A 17,625-nucleotide genomic window follows, 5' to 3' on the forward strand; every position below is an offset into this window, starting at 1 on the left:
AACTCACCACTCTCTGGCACTGGCTCCAACCTTCTACCCATGCAGTCTTTTCTGATGGCGAAGGTGTGGAAAATGCTTGGATGCTCTACATCCGGTTCTTTCTCTCTCTGGCCGGGGAAACTCCCAGGTAGGATTGGTCAATTGCTGCTTTTAACCTGCCTGATGTGCTCCTCGACGGCGCACAAGATGCTCGAAACCCCTTTCCCCTTTGCGTAGACGAGCGGCCGGTTGCCACGATTGGCGCGGATGAAGTCGGTGGCAGCGTGCTTGGCTGCCGACCACACGATGACGAACAAGTCGCTGTTAGTCGCCAGTGCTTTGAGGGCCGCCGTGCCGACGTGGTCGGCGTTGCACTCCACCCTGATGTCATTCACGGACCGCTCTAACTCCGCCTTAGCTTGGCGACTGGCAGTCTCACTTAACGAGTAGATGCTGACCTTCTTTCCACTCAGTCGCGCCATGAGTCCATCGTCGGGAGCGTCATTGGCATCGGCCGCACCAAAGTCCCAGCCGAACTCGATTGCCAGCCGATCGGCAGCGGCTCGCTGTAGGCTGCTCATTCGGGCCCGGATCGGGACTAGGCGTGCCAAGACGCCGTGGACGAACCGCTCGCGCGTACGCACGTCGGGCGTCGCCGCCCTCATAATTGTCTCGACAATGTCGAGCGCCCAGTAGGCCATGTCAGCGCCAAAGCCTTCGCCGGCGATCTCGTCCAGGTCCGCGACGAGGTCGCCGTAGCGCTTCGCGTTCAGCCCGATCGATAGGAGGGCCTCCACCAGGACGCGGCTCGATTGGAAGGTTGCACTGCCCCTGGTGACTCCGAGCGCGAGAAGGGTGAGCAGGCCTGCATAGGCGGGGACGAGGACAGGACTGGGGAAGGTATCATCCCGACGCATCGTCGCCACGATGAAGGGCAGGGCATGAAAGGTACGTTCGGCGGCAAGATTGTCGCTCTGAATGGCATTCAGCGCGTCGAGGAATGCGCGGACCGCCTCGGGATCGTGCGCTACATCGTCGAGCCGCCACTCCTCGGCCCCCAATCGCGCGACGTCGAGCGCGCTCGTGAAGCCGGGATCGGAGACCCGGCCGAGCCACTCCGTCCAGGAGGTAGGCACAGTTGAGGCGCCGACCTCAGCATCGAGCGCTTGAAGAGCCGTTCGCATTGGCTCTAGCTGGCCGAGTGCCTGCCGTTGATCGTCGGTCAGCCGGGACAATGCGGCTAACGCCGCGGCCATCGCGTCAAGGCTCTCCGTGGCTTGCATGGTGGCGATAGCGGTCTGAGCGCTGTCGGCAGAGGACTGAGGCGTGGGCGCGGGAGGCTCCGCTGGTCCGAGGCGGTCGGCCACCCAGCCTAGGTCCGCCTCGTGCCCGACCAGGGCGAGGCGAAGTTCACGCCGAGATGGCGACTCGAGCGCCTCGAGTCCGCAGAGCCGCCAGCCGCCTTGGCTCAAGGGAGATGGACGCGGAAGAGAGAGCAGGGGTAGGGCGAGCGGACGCGTTTTGTTGGCGTAGATGCGGCGTGCCTCTTCGGGATCGTCAAAGGCCTGGGCTAGATGAGTGCGGTAGAGTGCCTCGAGGAGAAGGGCAGTTACGGCGGGCGTACGCCGGGCGTTGAGCAGGTTCGCGAAGCCAGGCAGATCGGTGATACCAATCCAATCCTCGCGCGCGGCCAGGAGTTGCACCTGGAGCGACTTGAGGTTCAGGGCGTCGATCCGGAGTTCGCCGCGCAACCGGTCAAGGAGTGTAGCAGCCGCGTCCCAGCGGCCGACATTGAGGTAGTCTTGGAAGCGGGCGAGCAACCAACTGGTCGGCTCAGGGGTCGCGCGGGTCGTCCTTGGTGCACGCGCGAAGGTGTCGCAAGCGCTTTGGAGGGCACGAAGAGCTCCCAGCCGGACACCCGCCTCAGGCGGTAGGCGTAGGACGGCGGTGATCATTGGCCCGAAGCCTTCGGCCGCGCTGGCAAGATCGCATTCGGACGGCAGTGAGGCTGGCTGCCCATCAAAGGAGGTCATAGTAGGGCCGGCGAAGGCGTGCAGAACCGGGCTCAACCTACGCCAGTCGCTGGGTGTAGAGGCTGCGGCGATCCACAGGTCCCCTGAAGCTGAGATTTGGGGCACAAGGGCACCGGGCACTTGGGGATCGACCAGAGTTGTTCTCAACCGTTCGCAGAGAGCGTCGATCTCGGTCGAAACGACCGACTGCGAGGGCCACGGGGCAAGCCTGCTAAGGATGGCCTGCGAAGTCTCGAGGTCGGCAGCGATCACGCGAGCAGCCCTCCCCATTGCAGCTCCATCTCCAGGGCTTGCTCGGCCACGACCGCGGGGTCGGTCCTGAGCACCAAGTGCTCGCCGTTGACCGTAATACCATTGCGAGTGAGGTTCATTGACCCACTCAGCACATAGTCGGCCCCGAGCAGCCCCTTGGCATGGAAGTCCTTAGCGACGGTCCATCTCAGGCCTCGCTCATGACGTGTCTTCAGGGCCCAGAGGCGAGAAAGGACGTAGTCGTTGTGACCTTCAGCTCGTATCACCAAGCTGACTTCGGCTCCGCGCACTAATAGCGCGTCGAGAACCTGGGTCAGCCGGATCGGCGCAGCGGGCCAATCGGGCACGAGCGTCGCGAAGCGGCGGGCGGAGTTGTCGAGGATCTCGACGTCCGAGATCCAGGCGAAGAGCAGCCAAAGCTTGGGGCTTGGGCTCAGGAGTTCCGCGGCAAAGAGGCTTTGGAGCAGGTCCCGTATGCCTCGCGCTTGCGAGGGGCCGTGAAGGTCCCGGCTGGGGGCCGTCATCACGCGTGCTCCCGAAGTGAAAGGTCTGCGACGATCCGCTCCGCCTCGTGATCGATCCGCTCGACTACGGGGAAGAACTGGAGCGCTCCCACATCGACCGGCGAGGCAGCGAGCTGCACCAACGCGGCGCGCAGCGCCGGCGCTTGATCGAGAGCGGCGGCAAGGCGGCAACGCCCTTGGGCCCCAAGTGCCGCATTGAGACAGAGACGCCAGTCGGGAGCGCTCAACTCCACAGTCGCCACCGATCGGCCCAGGAGCAAGTAACGGGGCACGGCCGGGTCGGTGGGGCGGACGTCGCGGAACGGATGGAAGCCCTGAAGGCTGGAGCGGCGCACCTCGACGTCCGTAGGCCACAGCAGAGCGGTCGCCGCCGCGTAGGAACTGACGTCGGCAGCCCCCCCTGGCACCGACCGAGCTAGATGGTCCCGGATACGGCGGCGCCAGCCTCCATGCCGGCTCGCAACGAAGGCGAACTCGCGCACGCCGACACACAGGCCGACCCGGCGCTCCAGTTCGCTCCACCCCTCCACCAGATCGAGCATCAGACCATCAAGCGTGGCATCGGTGCCCGGCCGCAGCAGGCGCGTGTTAAGCGAGGCGACGAAGGCGTGGCTGAGGTCCACACCTCCGCGCCGGCCGAGAGTGGCCGCGACACACTGCCAATGGCGGGCACGGTGGGCATGCGACTCGACCATGCGCAACTGCTGCACCTGCTCTGCCAGGCTCGGATCGTCCCTGAGTAGAGACAGGACGCGGCGGAGCCCCGGATCGACCAATTCGAGGTCGGTTGGAGCCAGCGCCGCCTCAACGGCATCAAAAAAGGCGCTAGGCTCTGCCGCGAAGCGCTCGGCGAAGGCCTCGAGCACGCCGGCCCCGCCCAGGGTCGTTTCCGTGATCCAAATGGTAGCTGTGCCCGTCCCGGAGTCGTCGTGAACGTCGGCCAAAAGGTCATCCGATGTAGCATGACGCGGAGCGGCCGCGATACAGGCCTGCCGCATGGCCTCGGCCATGGACTCCACGACGAGGCGGCGGATGAAGGCGCCGAAAGCCTGTTGATCGGGAGCGGCGATCTCCCCGGCCAGGGCTCTCAAGCGATCGCCGACCTGCGGGCTCGCGACAAGGAGTTTGAGGAGGCGAGGCAAGCGCCCGAGTCCACTGGGACTAGCTTCCTCACCGGTTGCTTCGTCTTCACCCACTTCGTCCTCGTAGGACGCGGCGGGGCGCGCACTGAAAATCGTGTCGATCACGTCGCCCAGCGCATCGTCGATCCGGCCATCCGAGAGCAGGTCGGTAGCGGTCTCTTCAATAGTCCGCTGGGTCGCGGCTACGTCTGCGAACAGCACTGAGCACAGGATCTCGAAGAGCCAATCGCGCTGGAAGACGTTGATCTCGGGGGAAAGTGCGGGATCGGTCCGCAGGCGCTCGCGCAGGTAGGAGAGTTTGCAGGCGCGCAATAGATCTGGGGGCAGCCTATTGTCCCAATCTGAGCCCTGGACGGGTAGCGAGAGGTCCAGCCGAATGCCGTCCACGTCGAGCGCAAAACCCAGGGCGGCTGGGCGGCCATCGTCGCTCAGGAAACGAACGGTCACGGCGGCGTCGCCGTCAAGCCGGCGGACGTTGGCCTTGGCCTCGCCGGCGAAGCGCCGAACCTGCGCGCTGGCCCGGAAGCGGTGGAGAAAAAACTCGACGCGCGGAACGTGAGCGCACCAGGCCGAGCGTGGAGAGACAGGCACCGTGATGGCCTCGCCCTGGGGCGCGATATCCGTGCGCCAGACGAGCCTCGCGTTGCTTGAGGGCAGGGCATCGGTGCGTTTGGCCTGGCACAGGCGCACTGTCCATGGTCGGAAGACGAGCCTCGCGCCCTCCTCGCTGTCGTCGTTGTAGCGGCCGGTGAACTCACCGACGAACTCGTGCACCTCGGCATACTCGGTGATCCGTAGGTCCTGCTCGGGCCTGGTAGGGTCCACCGGCACCCAATGCGACAGGGCACCCCGTTCGAAAGCGAAGCGCCGGGTCACGCGCCCAGGGACGAGTTGGTTGAGTGCTTGGACAATGGGCAGCGCCTCGGTGCGCTCCTCGTGGCGGACCGTCGCAGGGGGGATCACGATACGGACCTCAGGTAGGCTCAGGTCGCTGAACAGATTATGGGGCACGAAGTCGGGCAGCGGATGCCAGGGCACGTGTAGGTCGAGGCCCGTCCCGGGACGAGGAAAGGCCAGACGCCAGCCCCGGAACAGCCGCCTCACGAGGGTCGGCACCGCTTCCATGAGGAGGGACCTGGGAGCCTCCCAGAGGAGCGACTGGACCACATCTTCGCTCACACCGAGGGCGCCCCTCAGATGACTCTGGAGGCTCGCCAGGGTTGCTTCATCGCCGCGGACGAGGGCCCTCAGGCAGGCCTTCATCCGATCCCGCACGGCGGCGACGTTGTCGGACGGCGTGTCGAGCGGTCGGCTCAGCACATCCCAGGCCCATGCCCGCTCTCGACCTGCAGCCTCGGCGGCCAGCCAGTCGAACAGGGCAAAGGTAGCCTGCATTTTGAGGACGTAAGGATTGCGGATAGGCAGGTGCTGAGGAGCGAGTTCGGGATCGAAAAGCCGCTCATAAGACTGGAATACGGCGCGGTCTCGGCCGTAGTCCGACAGGACCGTGAGCATGATTGGCCGCATCGCCCGATCGCGTCCTGCGCGTCCCTTTCGCTGGAGGAACGACGCCATGCCACGCGGCGCTTTGTGCTGAATGACCGCGCCGACTTCAGGGTCGTTGAAGCCTACCTCGAGCGCCGCGGTGGCAACCACAACGTTGGTGCCCTGCGCGACCCCTCCATCCTGGGAAGTCGTGCGACCGATCAGGAGTCGCTGGGACAGGGGGTGGCCGAGGTCTTCGCAGAGGCGCCACCGTTGCCCCTCCGCATCGCGCGCCCGATCATCCGCGCCCGCAGCCCGCAACTTAGCGAGGGGGCTGCGCTTCTCATCAGGCCGGCCAAAGATGGTGTAAGCCTCGGCGTCCTGGAGGTCGTTGTAGAGGCGGTTCGTCACATCGAGGTCATCGGTAAAGAGGAACGCGCGCCGGCCAAACGCTCCCGAGGCGGGCGCCCCCGGCGGGTCGAGGACGCGGGGCAGCAGCATTGCCGTCTGGATCGTTGTGGACAGGAGCGAAGTCCGCGCAGCCGGGTCGCCCCGAAGTACGATTTGATACTCCGCGCCGCGTTCTTCAAACTCCTCGGCCGCTGGTGTCACCTCCGCCACGCGCTCGGGCATAGCCCCGGTGAGATCAGAGAAGAACCGATTCGCCTCCTCCAGGGTTGCAGATAAGCCCGCCCAATGCAGGGGCCGGCCCAAGAGGTACCGCCACCGCCTGAAGGTGAGAGCGGCCTGCGCGCCGCTGGTGCCTTCGTAGGTGTGCACCTCGTCGAGAAGGGCCAAAAAGGGCTTTCGGGCGCTTCCGACGCCAAACACCCCGCGCATCCAATGGTCAGATAGGCGCTGGTTCAGGATCTCGGTGGTGGTGAACAGGATGTCCGGCGGCTCGCGCTGAATGCGCTTGCGGGTCAGGGCAATGTGCGACTCGCTGGCGATGGTCCCGCAACCTGGACGCGCGCAGTGGAGTCGCTCAACGCCCGCCTGGAGGTCGACGGCCCGCCACAGCATGTCGTCCTTGCATTCCGGGCATCGAAGCCAGGGGCAGACGTGATCGCGGCCACGCCGCGGCCAGCCATGGCGCTCGACATCCTCGACGGCGGCTCGGCTCGGTGTGGAGCTAAACAGCGCGCCGATGCGCAGGGGCCTCCGGCCATGGGCAGTCAGGGCCGCGTCGATGGCGCGGGCCATGCTAAAGGCCTCAGCGAACTGGTCCTTTAGGAGTTCAATTCGAGGATACACGGCCACGGCCTTGACCCAGGAGTCGGAACCGATGGCCTCACCGATCCGGAGCATCGCGGGAAGATAGAAGGCGATTGTCTTGCCGCTCCCGGTTCCAGCCGTCACGATTGTACCGCCGTCGTCGGGCGAATCCACGAGCCGGAGTGTGGCCCTCTCTTGGAAGGCTGCGAGGCGCAGGCCAGGCCGGCCAGTCAGGGCATCCCATAAGGCACGTCGCAAGGCGTTGGGAGCGATCCGCCCGCCGCGCGCGGCAAGGATGGCCGAGGGTTCTAAGTCGCGCCGAGGGAAGCGACGAGGCCGTCGGTCGACGCGGAAGTCCGCGACGAGGTGAGGTGCCTCCTGCCAAGGTCGACCCTTAAAGAGTTGCCGGTTCGCCACTAGAAGGCGCACCGCTTCGGCAAAGCGCGAGCGATAAAGGCGCCCCTGGGCGCCGCTGAGTTCGAGCAACAGCTTTGAATCAATCAACTCCTCGAGCACATCCTCCGCCTGGTCGGCTTGCGGGCAAAGGGCCGAGGCCTCGGAAGCAGTCAGGCCCCCCCCGGTGAAGCCCCACCGAAGCGAGCGCATTTCAAGCGTCTCGATCTGATCCAGGAGGGCCATGGCCCTGGGAGAGGGTGACATTACCGCGCCTATAAGATGCGAATGCGGAACGCGCCCAGAAGGTTGCGACCCTCCAACCAAGTGCGAACCTCGCCCGAGAAGGCACTCAAGGAAGCGCCCTCATTGCCGCAGGAGCGTAGGAAGCCGATAACCGCTGGCGGGATGTCGTCGGCTGTGAGTTCATTCCAGGCGGCGCGCTGGTCCGACACGAGCTGGGCCAACTCCCGGTTTGCAGCATTCGGATCCGTAGGAAGCGCCTGGGACAGCGCCGTAGTGCGGTTTCTGCAGTTAAGGATGCGGGTGACGCCTGCCCTGAGCGGGGGCAGTCGACCCAGAGTCTGTAGGACCTCGTCGGAGGCGACAGTGGCCTGGGCTAGGACGTGAGCCCGCCATGCCTTCTCCGCTGTCTGGCGTGCGGCATCCGCGATGCCCTTGAGACGATCCGTGAACTCGTACTTTAGGTTGAACGAAGGGTCCGCGAGCCCGGCGGGGTTTTCCTTAACAACCGCCTTCAAGCCCTGCGCACGTTCGACGAGTGGAGCTGGGTGAGTTGGCCTGAATGACACAGCCACTCCCGCCGCTTCTAGGCGCCGCAGCGCGCTTCGCTGCTCGGCCAGCGCTGCGGCTGCCTGACGCACCTGGCCCGCCCGGGTGCGGAGCATGTCCGCCTCAGCCGCAGCCTTCTTGAGAGACTGGTGCCGGGAGATCTTGGCCGCGAGGGCCGATGCGCGCTCAAGCAACACGACTGGGCTCTCCTTGCATGGTCAACGCCGTGAGGTCCTCAACAATCGCTCCGAGGTCTTTCTCCAGGCTCTCGAGGCTGCGTGCCACGTCGGCCGCTCCGGCCGACTGCCCCACCCCATCCTGCTCGAGGTTGCGCTCCACCGCGTCCAGGAACTGCGTCGCCACTTGGCGCAGCGCGGTTCCTGCCTCCACAGCGTTGGCCCGGCCACGACCGAACTGGGGCAGAGCGGCGACTGGGTCCTCCAAGCGGGCCAGTTGGCGAGCGGCGGCGATCGCGTCGTCGTACTGGGTGGTCTTGAACCGATCGAGGGCCTCGACCAGCGCTCGCCTTGTATTCTCCGTGCTAATTCCAGCGTCGAACGTCTGCTGTCTGGCATCGTCTAAAGCGGCGATGATGGCGGCGCGCGGGGTCGAGGATCCAAAGGCCGCCTCCATGTCGGCCAGCCATGTCAGCCGCACATCGCGCTCGGCCACGACGGCGGCGCTCAAGTTCATCGCCACCTCCCGGTAAAGCGTGGCGACCTTGTCGACGTTGTCTCCAGGATCGAGGTCGAGATGCCATTTGCTGGCCCGCAATGCCCGCACCGGGCTCAGCGCCCGAAGCGGGTCGAGCATCGCGCCTGCCCGTCCACCCTTCAGGCTTGACGCCTGGGCCCGAACAACCCCCACTAGGTGTTCGCGTTCCCGCGACAGCTTGGCAAACAGGTTGCGCAGGTCACGGGTCGAGGCTGCGGGATCGCTAGGTAGGCCGTCGAAGACGGCGTCGATAATGTCAGCGGCCGTAGCGTCCGCCTTGATCTTGCCGCCGATCGCTGCGGCCACGCAGAGGAGTTGGAGGGCGCCAGCCGCCTGGTTCCAGCGAGGCGTCGGGGCAACTAAGTGGCGCAGCTGACGCACAACTTCGGCTGACCATCCATCAAGGCAGTCGAGGAACGCCGCAAGCGCTCGGTCTCCTCCCTCGAAGTGCCATCGGAACTGATCCTGCGCCGCGCGCAGAAGACCTTGCAGCGCCGTGCCTGTCTTAGCGTCGGCTGCGATCTCCATCTGCACCCCGGCGCGACTGGACGCCCTAGTCGACTGTCGCACGAAACTGATGCTGGTCCGTTTGAAGGCGCCGGCCCCCCCTGCGAAGTCAGCGCGAGCCATTCCCAACATGTCCCAGTCGATCGCATCTGCGATGGCTGGAAAGAGCAGGTCGCGTAACCGCACGGCAACCCTCTCGTTAAGTAGGCCACCGCGAATCCAAGACTCGATCGCCTCGTCGTCGGGGTTGACGGTACGCGGCTGTCCTTGCCCGGGCGTGATAACGGGGGCTGACGGGGTGGACGGAGTAGTCGGGGCGAGAGCATCCGGGATCGGTGGGATGCTAAAAACCTCACGGAATCGGCGAGGCAATTCGACGATCCGCCCTGTGCCGTCATAGATCTCCAAGGCCGCGATCCAGCGGGGCGCGGCTTGGGCGTCCTTGGCTTGCAAGGCGCTCTCGACAGAAACCGGGAGCTTCGCCCCACCCACCTTCTCAAGAAGCCGAGGTGATGGATAGGCGCCCGCCTCGATGTCCGGCGCGAAGTTGTCCAGCACCTCCACTAAGAGGTCGTTTTGTAGGATACGGGGGTTGAAGCTGGCCGGCATGCTCCGATCGACCCTCGAAGCGAGGTTCGTGAGCGCGCGCTCGGTGAACGGATAGAGACCATAGCCATCTACTTCCCCGAAGGTCGCGTGGCAGGTGCTCACGTGAGGACAGTTCGGGCAGACCGAGGGCGCTGCCTCGCCAGGCGCCGCGCCCTCGCTCCAGTTACCAATTCGCTCGCGCCCCAAACGCGCTGCGTTTAGGTAGCGCGCCGCGAACTCCGACAGCGCCCGTGGCGTGACGCCCTGCCCCTCGGACCGGCCCGCGGATTGATCCATGTCGACGATGTGGGTTGTGCGCATGTAGGCTGTTTCGGCCACGCTGGCGAAGAAGCCCGTCGTCACCGCGATGGCGGTGCGCATCCGGCACTGGCGATCGTCCCCTTGCGCCGTGATCGCTTGGAGCAGCGCGCGGTCGATGCCCTGAAGGCGCGCGAACTCTTCGACGAGGAGCACGAGTTCCTTGCCTTGCGCTTTGAGATGCGCTCGCAGGCGCATCATCAGTTCCTCGATGCGGTCGCCCGAGAAACTAAGCGTCCGCGCCACAGCCCGGTCCAAGTTGCGGTTGATGATCTCTATTGCGAGCGACGTGTTCGTGGCGGGATCAAGGTCGATCAACTCCAGCGCGTCTTTGGCGAGCTTGGTAGCGTGCACGAAGTCCAGGCCACCCAGCGCAAGGTCGTTGACGGCAAAGTCGCGGCGGCGCTCTGGCCGGTCCTTGGCGTTTGACTCGGCGAAGATGTGGTCCACGATCTCGCCAATAACCCCACCGTCTCCAAGGAAGTGCGCCTGGCGCATGTAGGGGTCCTGGATGAGGTGTGGCAGGGAGTCGAGCAACTCCGCCTCCAGTTCGTCGGCTTCACGTCTAGGCTGATCCTCGCGGATGGCTTGGGCGAGGTGGTTGAGTAACTCGTGCTTGCGCGCGTCCCTGCTCATTAGGCCGTCGCCGGCTGCATTGAAGGTGTCGAGAAAGCTCTGCTGCTGATCCACCGGTAAGCGGCCGATCAGGTCGCGGACGATTGCCCGCAGGCTTGTCCCGGACTTGCGGACGACGAGCAGCATACGCTGGTCGTCGTCGCGCAGGTGAAGCCGCATCCAGTGGACGAGGTGCGACTTGCCCGACCCGGTCTCACCCAGGATAACGGCAAGCGCATGGGGCCGATCCTCGCGTAGGAAATCAGCAAGAAACTCCGCCGGGCTCAGGTTCGACCAGGCAGCGTCACCGATCTCCTGGAATGACTTGCCCACGGGACCAGTCACCCGCAGTTCCCAGTCGCTGTGAACGGCGCGGAACACCCCGTCCGAGATGTGCTCGGCGAACGGGTTGATGACTTGGCGGACCTCGCTGGGCGTCCAGCACAGCACGTTGCGCATCACTTGACCCTTCCATTCCAAACACGGCTGACCCGCTCCTGAGACAAGCCGAAGTCGAGGACGCGTGGACGCGCATCGGCCACAGCCTCCAGCGTGATCATACCTCGGTCGGCTAAGCGCCGTAGGGCCAGGCTGGTCGCCATGGACATCCGATCGGGATCAGCCCTCTCAGTGCACATCGCTTCTAGGGCCTCCCGCGCCCAGCCGCCCTCAAGAACGGGAAGGATGCGGCTCAACTTCGCGAGAAAGAATTCAATGTCGAGCGCGGCCTCTTCTCCAAAGGTCGCCGGCAGCGCCCTCATGATGGCTGCGCTCGGATCGGGAACGACCCGGCGCGTGCGACCGTCCCCCGTCAGACTCGCAAGGCCCAGGAAACGCGCCCAGTAAAGCAGGTTCTGGTACCGGCTCGTGCTAGTTAGGTCGACGCGGCCGGCATTCTCACCCAGGTCCCGGCGCAGCATGTCCTGCGGCCCCTGACTGAAGTCCAAAGGATGGAGCGGACTTTTGGTGAGTAGCCATGCCAAACCCAAAGCGACGCCGCGTTGGCCAGTGCTTTTTGCTCTTTCCGGCTCGAGGAAGATGGACAACATGAAGCGCCGCAAGTCGTCCTCTACGACGCTGCGACGCCCGCCGTCAGGACGGGCCGCGTCGCTAAGCTTAAGATAGCCGTCCACCTCTTCGATCAGGCCGAGGCCCTTGGCCTCTTGGAGGGCATTTGTGAACAGAGCGGTTGATCCCTCCTCCTCGTCGCCCCGTCGGCTGAGCGAGGGAGGCGTGGCGCATGCCTCGAGCCGGTCGCGCGGTTCGCGGCCCTGGCCTGCCGCTGCAAGCGCGGCGTAGAGGCTAAAAAGGCGGCTAGGCACCGCTTCAACCGTGGTGACGACACTCATTCCGCAATCCTTGCATGGAATTCGTCGATGGTGAGGATCCGTCCACCGAATACCTCGCGCAGCGGATGGCCGCTGGGGCTTGCGATGCCGTCGGGCGCCAATATCACACGCGCGCGGTCCGGGTCGGGCGCAAGACTGCTGGTGCTCAGCGTCGCGCTGAGCCCAGCGATCACCAACTCGGGCCCTGCCGGCAGGCGGGAATGGGCCAGGTTTGGCAGGCGAGAGACAAAGACGGGCCGAGAGGCCGCGAAGCGCAGGACCCGATCCATCTCGAAGGGCGCCTCCCCCAGCAGCACGACCTTGGCCAGACCCATTCGATGCATCCGCTCGAGGCTGTCGCCAAGGCGCCTGCTGGCGGCCGGGCCCGCTTCGTTGGCAGGATAGAGAACGAGCAGGCGCCGGTCCGCGTCGAGAAGGCGCGCTAAGAGTGGTGGGAGTGGTAGCCTCCAGGGCGCGCTCGGTTCGCCAAGTGGACTCTCAGGACGGCGGCGCGACGGATCGGATCGGCAAGTCGCGCAGCGGCTGCAGGCCCGGGCCACCCCCTCGCGTCCGTAGAGGTCCTCGAGGATGGTCGCGGGGCACTCGTCGGCGGCAAGGAAACGGCGCATGAGGCGGAGGTTGCGCTCTCGGGCATCGCGGGCCTCCCGACGCGCACGCTCGACCTTTTCCTCCCAGACGGTACGAGCGAGGTGGCTTTCCTCGCAGATCTCCACTGCGATCCAATCGCCCCGCTCGGCAAGTGGTGGGCGGGGCGCACCTTCGAGGCGGATCAAGCCCGATCGGGCCATCAAGGCAAGCGTGCGCAAGTTCCAGTCGGCGTTGCGCTGCCCATTCATGTCGATGTCGTCCTCGGTTGTACCGGGGCTGCCATCAACGCGTACGGCGATGCGGCCGTCGGATAGGACCTGCTTGCCGGCGAACAGGGCCGCCCACCGCTCGAGGCCCCGGTCGACACTGATCAGCTTTTGCTGATTCAAAGCCTCAGCCGTCCCGAGGTCCGATGGCGTTGGGACGATCAGCGACAGCGAGGCACGTCCATCGCGCCCGCCGCGTCCCACCTCCTGATAAAAGCGGTCAAGCGTTTCCGGGACGCAAGCATGGACGACGCTGCGGGCGTGGGCGTAGTCGATGCCGAGGCCAAAAGCGGAGGTGCCTACGACGATGTCGAGTAGCCCTTCGCGCCACTGCGCGACGATGCGTTCGCGGGCTTCGCGCGGTGTCTTGCCGTGCAACATCTGCACTCGGCTGAACCCCACCGCGCGCAGGCGGCCTTGCCACGCTTCGGCATCCTCGACCCGCGTTACGTAAAGCACGGCGGGGCGAGGCACGTGGTGCATCGCTTCGAGAACGCGCTCGACCTGGCCCTCCTGTTGGCAAGGCGCCACCCAGTAGTCGGGCTCGGGCCGCAGACGCACCGCCGCTACACTGCCGAAATTCTGTTCCGCCCCGAACAGCGCATTCAACGTTTCGAGCGATGCGTCTGTCAGCGTGGCCGACAGGAGCAGTGTACGAGGCATGCGATCGCTAGGTGCCAACGAGAGCAACTCGCGGCGCAGGCCACTCAACTCCTGGAACTCGGTGCGGAAATCGGTGCCCCATTGATCGACGAGATGCGCCTCATCTACGACCAGCGCGCGGAGGCGGCCGGTCTCGGCGGCGCGACGCAGTGCGGAGCGCAGGGGGCCGCAGGCTGCCTCGGGCGAGGCGAAACATAGGCCCTGTGTCCCTGCCGCGATTCGCTCGGCAATGGTGGCGTTGGCGGCGTCCGATCCTCCTTGATAAGCTAGGGGTGGAGCCAAGCCGCACACGGTGACCGCCTCTTCTTCGTGGTTCACGCCCAGGGCGACCGTAGGCACTATGACTAGCGATACGCCGCTTTCTGTGAGTGCCGCGTCCCCGACAAAGCCCACGGCGTGGACCAGTTGGAAAATTAGGCTTTTGCCTTCACCTGTGGGGAGAGCGATGACCAAGGTTGCGCCCGGCGGCGTGGACAAGGCCGCTCGCACCGCCGCGCGCTGCCCCCGACTGCGATACGTGTCGCGCCCGACGGCCGCTAGAAAGGGGTCGCCCTGGCACCCCTCGCCTCCGAACGCCCGACGTTGGTCTTCGCTTGCCGCGTCGTCGTCCACACCCCGGCCTTGAAGTCCTGGCAGCCATTCGGGCGACCAAGATCGAGCCGAGACTCTCCACCCATGCCGTTCCGGTGTGGCGGCCAGGCCCACCCGCGACCAGTCCCGGAACCCCGCTAGCCGCGGGTGCGCGACATGGACGCTGGGGTCGGCCCGACGTTCGCGCCGGGCGTACTCGCGACGCAGCACTTGGCGGAGCAGGACGGCGAGGTCGAGGGCGCTCGGCTGCGGCTTCGCAACCGTTAGCGCCGACCTCAAGCGCTCCACGGACGGCTCCCCCACTGCCCGCCAGTTGTCTGTGACCGTGCCGGCGAGGAGGCGGGCCAGCGCGTCAAACGCCTCATGGCTAGCGAGTTCACGCAACGTGGCTCTCGCTCGGCGGGTGGCGGGAAACCACAAAGCAGCCCAGAGAATCGAGGCGCACTGCCGGACGCTCCATGCCTGCCCTGATTGCCTCAATCACTGCAACCTCGATGCGCAGCCGGTCCTCGTCTCCAGTCCCGCTCCTCGCCAATCGCGCGCGGCGACGGCCGAGGTCGGCATCGATCAAGGCCAGCGCCGCTGCGATGTCTGCGGCCAAGACGTCATCATCAAGAATCCGGTTGCGGCCGGCTTCCCGCACGCTGCGGCACAGATCCGCAAAAACGCCCTCCTCCGCCACCTCCTCAGCGAGGAGGCGCGGGCGGCTCGACAGGTTGAGGTCGGCGGGAGCTCTCCGCCCATCCCTCTCTCCATTGCGGTAAGGCCGATCGAGGATAGCGAGCAGCATCGGGTCCGAGACGACGGTGCCCTCCGCATCGAGGTGTAGGACTTGGAGGCGCGGCGCGAAGTAGCGCTGGGCACGGCGAATGGCGGCCAGTTCCTCCCGGCTCGGCGTCAGCAGGTTCGCGACCGGCAGGTCCGCCTCTATAACGAAGTTCAGCCGGAATCCGACCCACGTCTCGCCCGGCCAATCGGGAGCGGTCCGCCGCGTGATGTAGGCGGTGCCGCGATCGTCCCATCGGGAATAGCGTTCAAGAACATCGACCAGCGGCGTACCGGGACGCACCAGGCTTGCGTCCCGATGATGCCGCGCGATCCGCCTACGGCACGTCAGGGGCTTCGCCTCGTTCAAATCGAGCGAGGCGATCCAGGGCGACCGCGGGACCAGGGTCTTGCGCTGGGCCCGGAGCATAAAGGGGTCCTCGCGCGGCCAAGCGAAGGGTAGCTTACGGAACAGGAGCATGCCGGTCAGCCAAGCGTCGATCGCCGCTTCTAGCGCCGTTTCGTCCGCTTCCGCTTCTTCGACAGAGTCCACTAGCGAATCGGCCGCACCCTCCGCCATGGCAACGCGGTCGAGTGCGTACTGCTCATCCTGACCGCGACGCTCGTCGGCCAGGCGGGCCGCAACCTCGGCGGCAAGCGCTTCCATCGTCGCTGGCCCCTGCTCCAGAAGAACACGGAAGGCATGGCCTTCGATTTCGTCAATCAGGACCTGCACGTCGCTGATCGAGCGATGAAAGATCGACAATCCCCGCGACAGGAGGTGCAGCCAGCCCGACCAAGGGCTGTCCTCCTCGTCCCAAGGCAGCAAGACTCGGTGGCGCACGATGCCACGTTGTCGCCCGAAGCGGTCCAGACGCCCAATCCTCTGCTCGATCCGCGCGGCCGAGAGGGGGACGTCAAGGTGAAGAATTGCGTCCGCGAAGGCCAAGTTGAGGCCTTCTTCTCCCGTTGGCCCACAGACCAAGACCCCGGTCCGCGCGGGGTCTGCGAAGGCGTCCAAGGCGGCTTGATCCCGCTCGGCGCCGTCCCCGGGCAATAGGCGCACATTAACGTCGCCGAGACGGTCTGCAAGCGCTGCATGGAAGCTGCCCGCTCTGGCCACGGAGCTAGAGAATACCACAACCTTTGGGACGTGGACGCCTTCCCGAAGGCTCTGCAGCAAGCGGCGCAGACTCTCGGCGCCGACCTCTAGGCCGTCGTCCTCCGCCTCGGCAAGCCGCTCCGCAAGTTCCTCAAGGATGGGATGCTCGTCTGCAAAGGGCTCCTCCAGTACCGCGCGCCCGACCCAGGCGAGGAGGGAGGCCGGGCCCATGGCGGCCGCGCCCAGCAGGTTGCGGTAGCGATCGGCCACCCGCGCCCTAGCGCGCTCGCTGCCTTGGGAAGCGTCGAGTGCGGCGACGCGCCAATCCTCCAACAGGCCAAGCACCGGCTCGACCCAACCAGCCGACTCGAGCCGCAGATGTGTGAATAGGGGCTCGCCGTCGCAGGTAGGCCCGCGCGCGGCGAACTCCCAGCCCTGAGCATCCACGCGTCGCGAGCGGATTAGCCGCTGGTGGATGCGGTAGCCGTCTGCCACGTGCGATTTCAGTGCGCTGCAAAGTGATGGCAGATCCCCGGGTGACGTTTGCGTGGCGGCCACAAGACGAGGCACGAGGTCGACAATGACCGGGTCACTGGGGAAGAGGCGCAAGAGGTCGGCGCTTCGCTGGCGCAAGACCAACCCCCGCGCATCGGGGTTCAACGCCAGAAGCACGCGGCCCAGTTCGCGCCGCGACTCCAGCTTGGCCCGGAAGCCGGGAAGGTCATCTAGCGGGTGCGACGCGGGGTCGAGCAGGTTGAGAAGTGCCAAGAAGCGCGCCTCGTCACCTAGCACTGGCGTTGCGGACAGGAGCAGGAGTACAGGCGTCTCACTGGCCAGCGAGCGGAGCCGATCGGCCGCGTGCGCGAGTGGCCCCTCGTGAAGGCCCACCAAGTGATGCGCCTCGTCGACGACTAGGACGTCCGGCGCGCGTCGGACGCAGGCCACCTCATCATGCGCGATGATCTCAAAGGGCTCACCAAACTGATCGAGCCTGAGCTTCGTAATGAGCTCCTGCCGCCATTGGTCCCGTAAGTGGCGTGGCACCGCGATCAGCACCTCCGTTTTGGGCTCGTCGATCAGGTGCTGCCGAACGACCAGCCCCGCCTCGATCGTCTTGCCCAGGCCCACCTCGTCGGCGAGGAGGTAACGTTGCACTGGATCGGTCAGGACCTGCCGCGCAGCTGCAGCCTGATGCGGCGCCAAGTCCACCCCTGCCGACAGCAGGGCAGTCAAACCCTGGGCTGCTCCGCGCAGCCGGAGAAGTTCCGCCATCGCGGATTGCCGTCGGTCATGGAGGAACTGGCTCTCGGCCCCGCCAGCGGCCATCACCTCAGCGGGGTCGTCCGGCGCCGTCCAGGGGCGCAGGAACAAGTCGGTCTCACTGACATCGCGCCGTCGGTCGTTGGGGAACCTAATCTCGTAATCGATGAAGCCCCCAGGTTTCTGCAGGTAATCCGCCACACGGCCGATTTGGAAGCGGTCCTCGTTCCTGACATAGACTCGTGTCTGTGGACTTAGATAGGCGCGTTCCAAGCTCGAGGCCGGGATCTCCAGCCGCTCGGTGCGGGCCACCGAGTGGAAGACCGCCACGGTAGCCGTCTTGCCATCACTTGCCTCGAGCTTTCCGACTCCCCGACCCCCCGGCAGGCCGATCAGCATCCCTGGTACAAACAACTTGATCCCAAACCATCTCTTCAATCCTACGTTGCAGGATACCCGTGTGGCCTAGGAAGCCAACCGGCAT

Annotated in this window: 8 protein-coding genes; all 8 read right to left on the reverse strand. The window is 65.7% G+C overall.

The genetic code is table 11. The features are described from left to right. Positions 1-137: 137 nt before the first annotated feature. Genes dpdD through dpdE form a run of 8 tightly spaced genes read right to left on the reverse strand, consistent with a single transcriptional unit; the run spans position 138 to position 17,540 of the window. Positions 138-2,282 carry a protein DpdD gene (gene dpdD / locus FHG71_RS03960; RefSeq protein WP_281281942.1) on the reverse strand — a complete coding sequence of 715 codons (2,145 nt, stop codon included), beginning with the start codon at positions 2,280-2,282 and terminating at the stop codon, positions 138-140. Then, positions 2,261-2,788 (reverse strand): phospholipase D-like domain-containing protein DpdK, encoded by a 528-nt coding sequence (gene dpdK / locus FHG71_RS03965; RefSeq protein ID WP_139080304.1) that lies wholly within the window; start codon positions 2,786-2,788, stop codon positions 2,261-2,263. The genes dpdD and dpdK overlap by 22 nt, the downstream gene beginning before the upstream one ends. Continuing rightward, on the reverse strand, positions 2,788-7,269 hold the full coding sequence (gene dpdJ / locus FHG71_RS03970) for a protein DpdJ (protein ID WP_176559273.1): 4,482 nt from the start codon (positions 7,267-7,269) through the stop codon (positions 2,788-2,790). The genes dpdK and dpdJ overlap by 1 nt, the downstream gene beginning before the upstream one ends. A gap of 29 nt (positions 7,270-7,298) precedes the next feature. Beyond that, positions 7,299-8,012, reverse strand: a complete 714-nt coding sequence (locus FHG71_RS03975; RefSeq protein WP_139080306.1) for a hypothetical protein — start codon at positions 8,010-8,012, stop codon at positions 7,299-7,301. Continuing rightward, positions 8,002-11,016 carry a protein DpdH gene (dpdH, locus tag FHG71_RS03980; protein ID WP_139080307.1) on the reverse strand — a complete coding sequence of 1,005 codons (3,015 nt, stop codon included), beginning with the start codon at positions 11,014-11,016 and terminating at the stop codon, positions 8,002-8,004. Before dpdH ends, FHG71_RS03975 begins: the two co-directional genes overlap by 11 nt. Then, positions 11,016-11,906, reverse strand: a complete 891-nt coding sequence (gene dpdG, locus FHG71_RS03985) for a protein DpdG (protein ID WP_139080308.1) — start codon at positions 11,904-11,906, stop codon at positions 11,016-11,018. Before dpdG ends, dpdH begins: the two co-directional genes overlap by 1 nt. Continuing rightward, positions 11,903-14,494 (reverse strand): protein DpdF, encoded by a 2,592-nt coding sequence (dpdF, locus tag FHG71_RS03990; RefSeq protein WP_139080309.1) that lies wholly within the window; start codon positions 14,492-14,494, stop codon positions 11,903-11,905. Before dpdF ends, dpdG begins: the two co-directional genes overlap by 4 nt. After that, entirely contained in the window at positions 14,391-17,540 is a 3,150-nt protein-coding gene (dpdE, locus tag FHG71_RS03995; RefSeq protein WP_139080310.1) for a protein DpdE, read from the reverse strand. Before dpdE ends, dpdF begins: the two co-directional genes overlap by 104 nt. Between the last annotated feature and the right edge of the window lie 85 nt (positions 17,541-17,625).

The organism is Rubellimicrobium roseum, assembly GCF_006152145.1.
GTDB lineage: Bacteria > Pseudomonadota > Alphaproteobacteria > Rhodobacterales > Rhodobacteraceae > Rubellimicrobium > Rubellimicrobium roseum.

Bases quoted from the DNA above. Each gene is read 5' to 3' on its own strand.
- dpdH (WP_139080307.1), bottom strand. From the start codon at position 11,016: ATGCGCAACGTGCTGTGCTGGACGCCCAGCGAGGTCCGCCAAGTCATC.
- dpdE (WP_139080310.1), bottom strand. From the start codon at position 17,540: ATGCTGATCGGCCTGCCGGGGGGTCGGGGAGTCGGAAAGCTCGAGGCA.
- dpdG (WP_139080308.1), bottom strand. From the start codon at position 11,906: ATGAGTGTCGTCACCACGGTTGAAGCGGTGCCTAGCCGCCTTTTTAGC.
- dpdD (WP_281281942.1), bottom strand. From the start codon at position 2,282: ATGGGGAGGGCTGCTCGCGTGATCGCTGCCGACCTCGAGACTTCGCAG.
- dpdK (WP_139080304.1), bottom strand. From the start codon at position 2,788: ATGACGGCCCCCAGCCGGGACCTTCACGGCCCCTCGCAAGCGCGAGGC.
- dpdJ (WP_176559273.1), bottom strand. From the start codon at position 7,269: ATGGCCCTCCTGGATCAGATCGAGACGCTTGAAATGCGCTCGCTTCGG.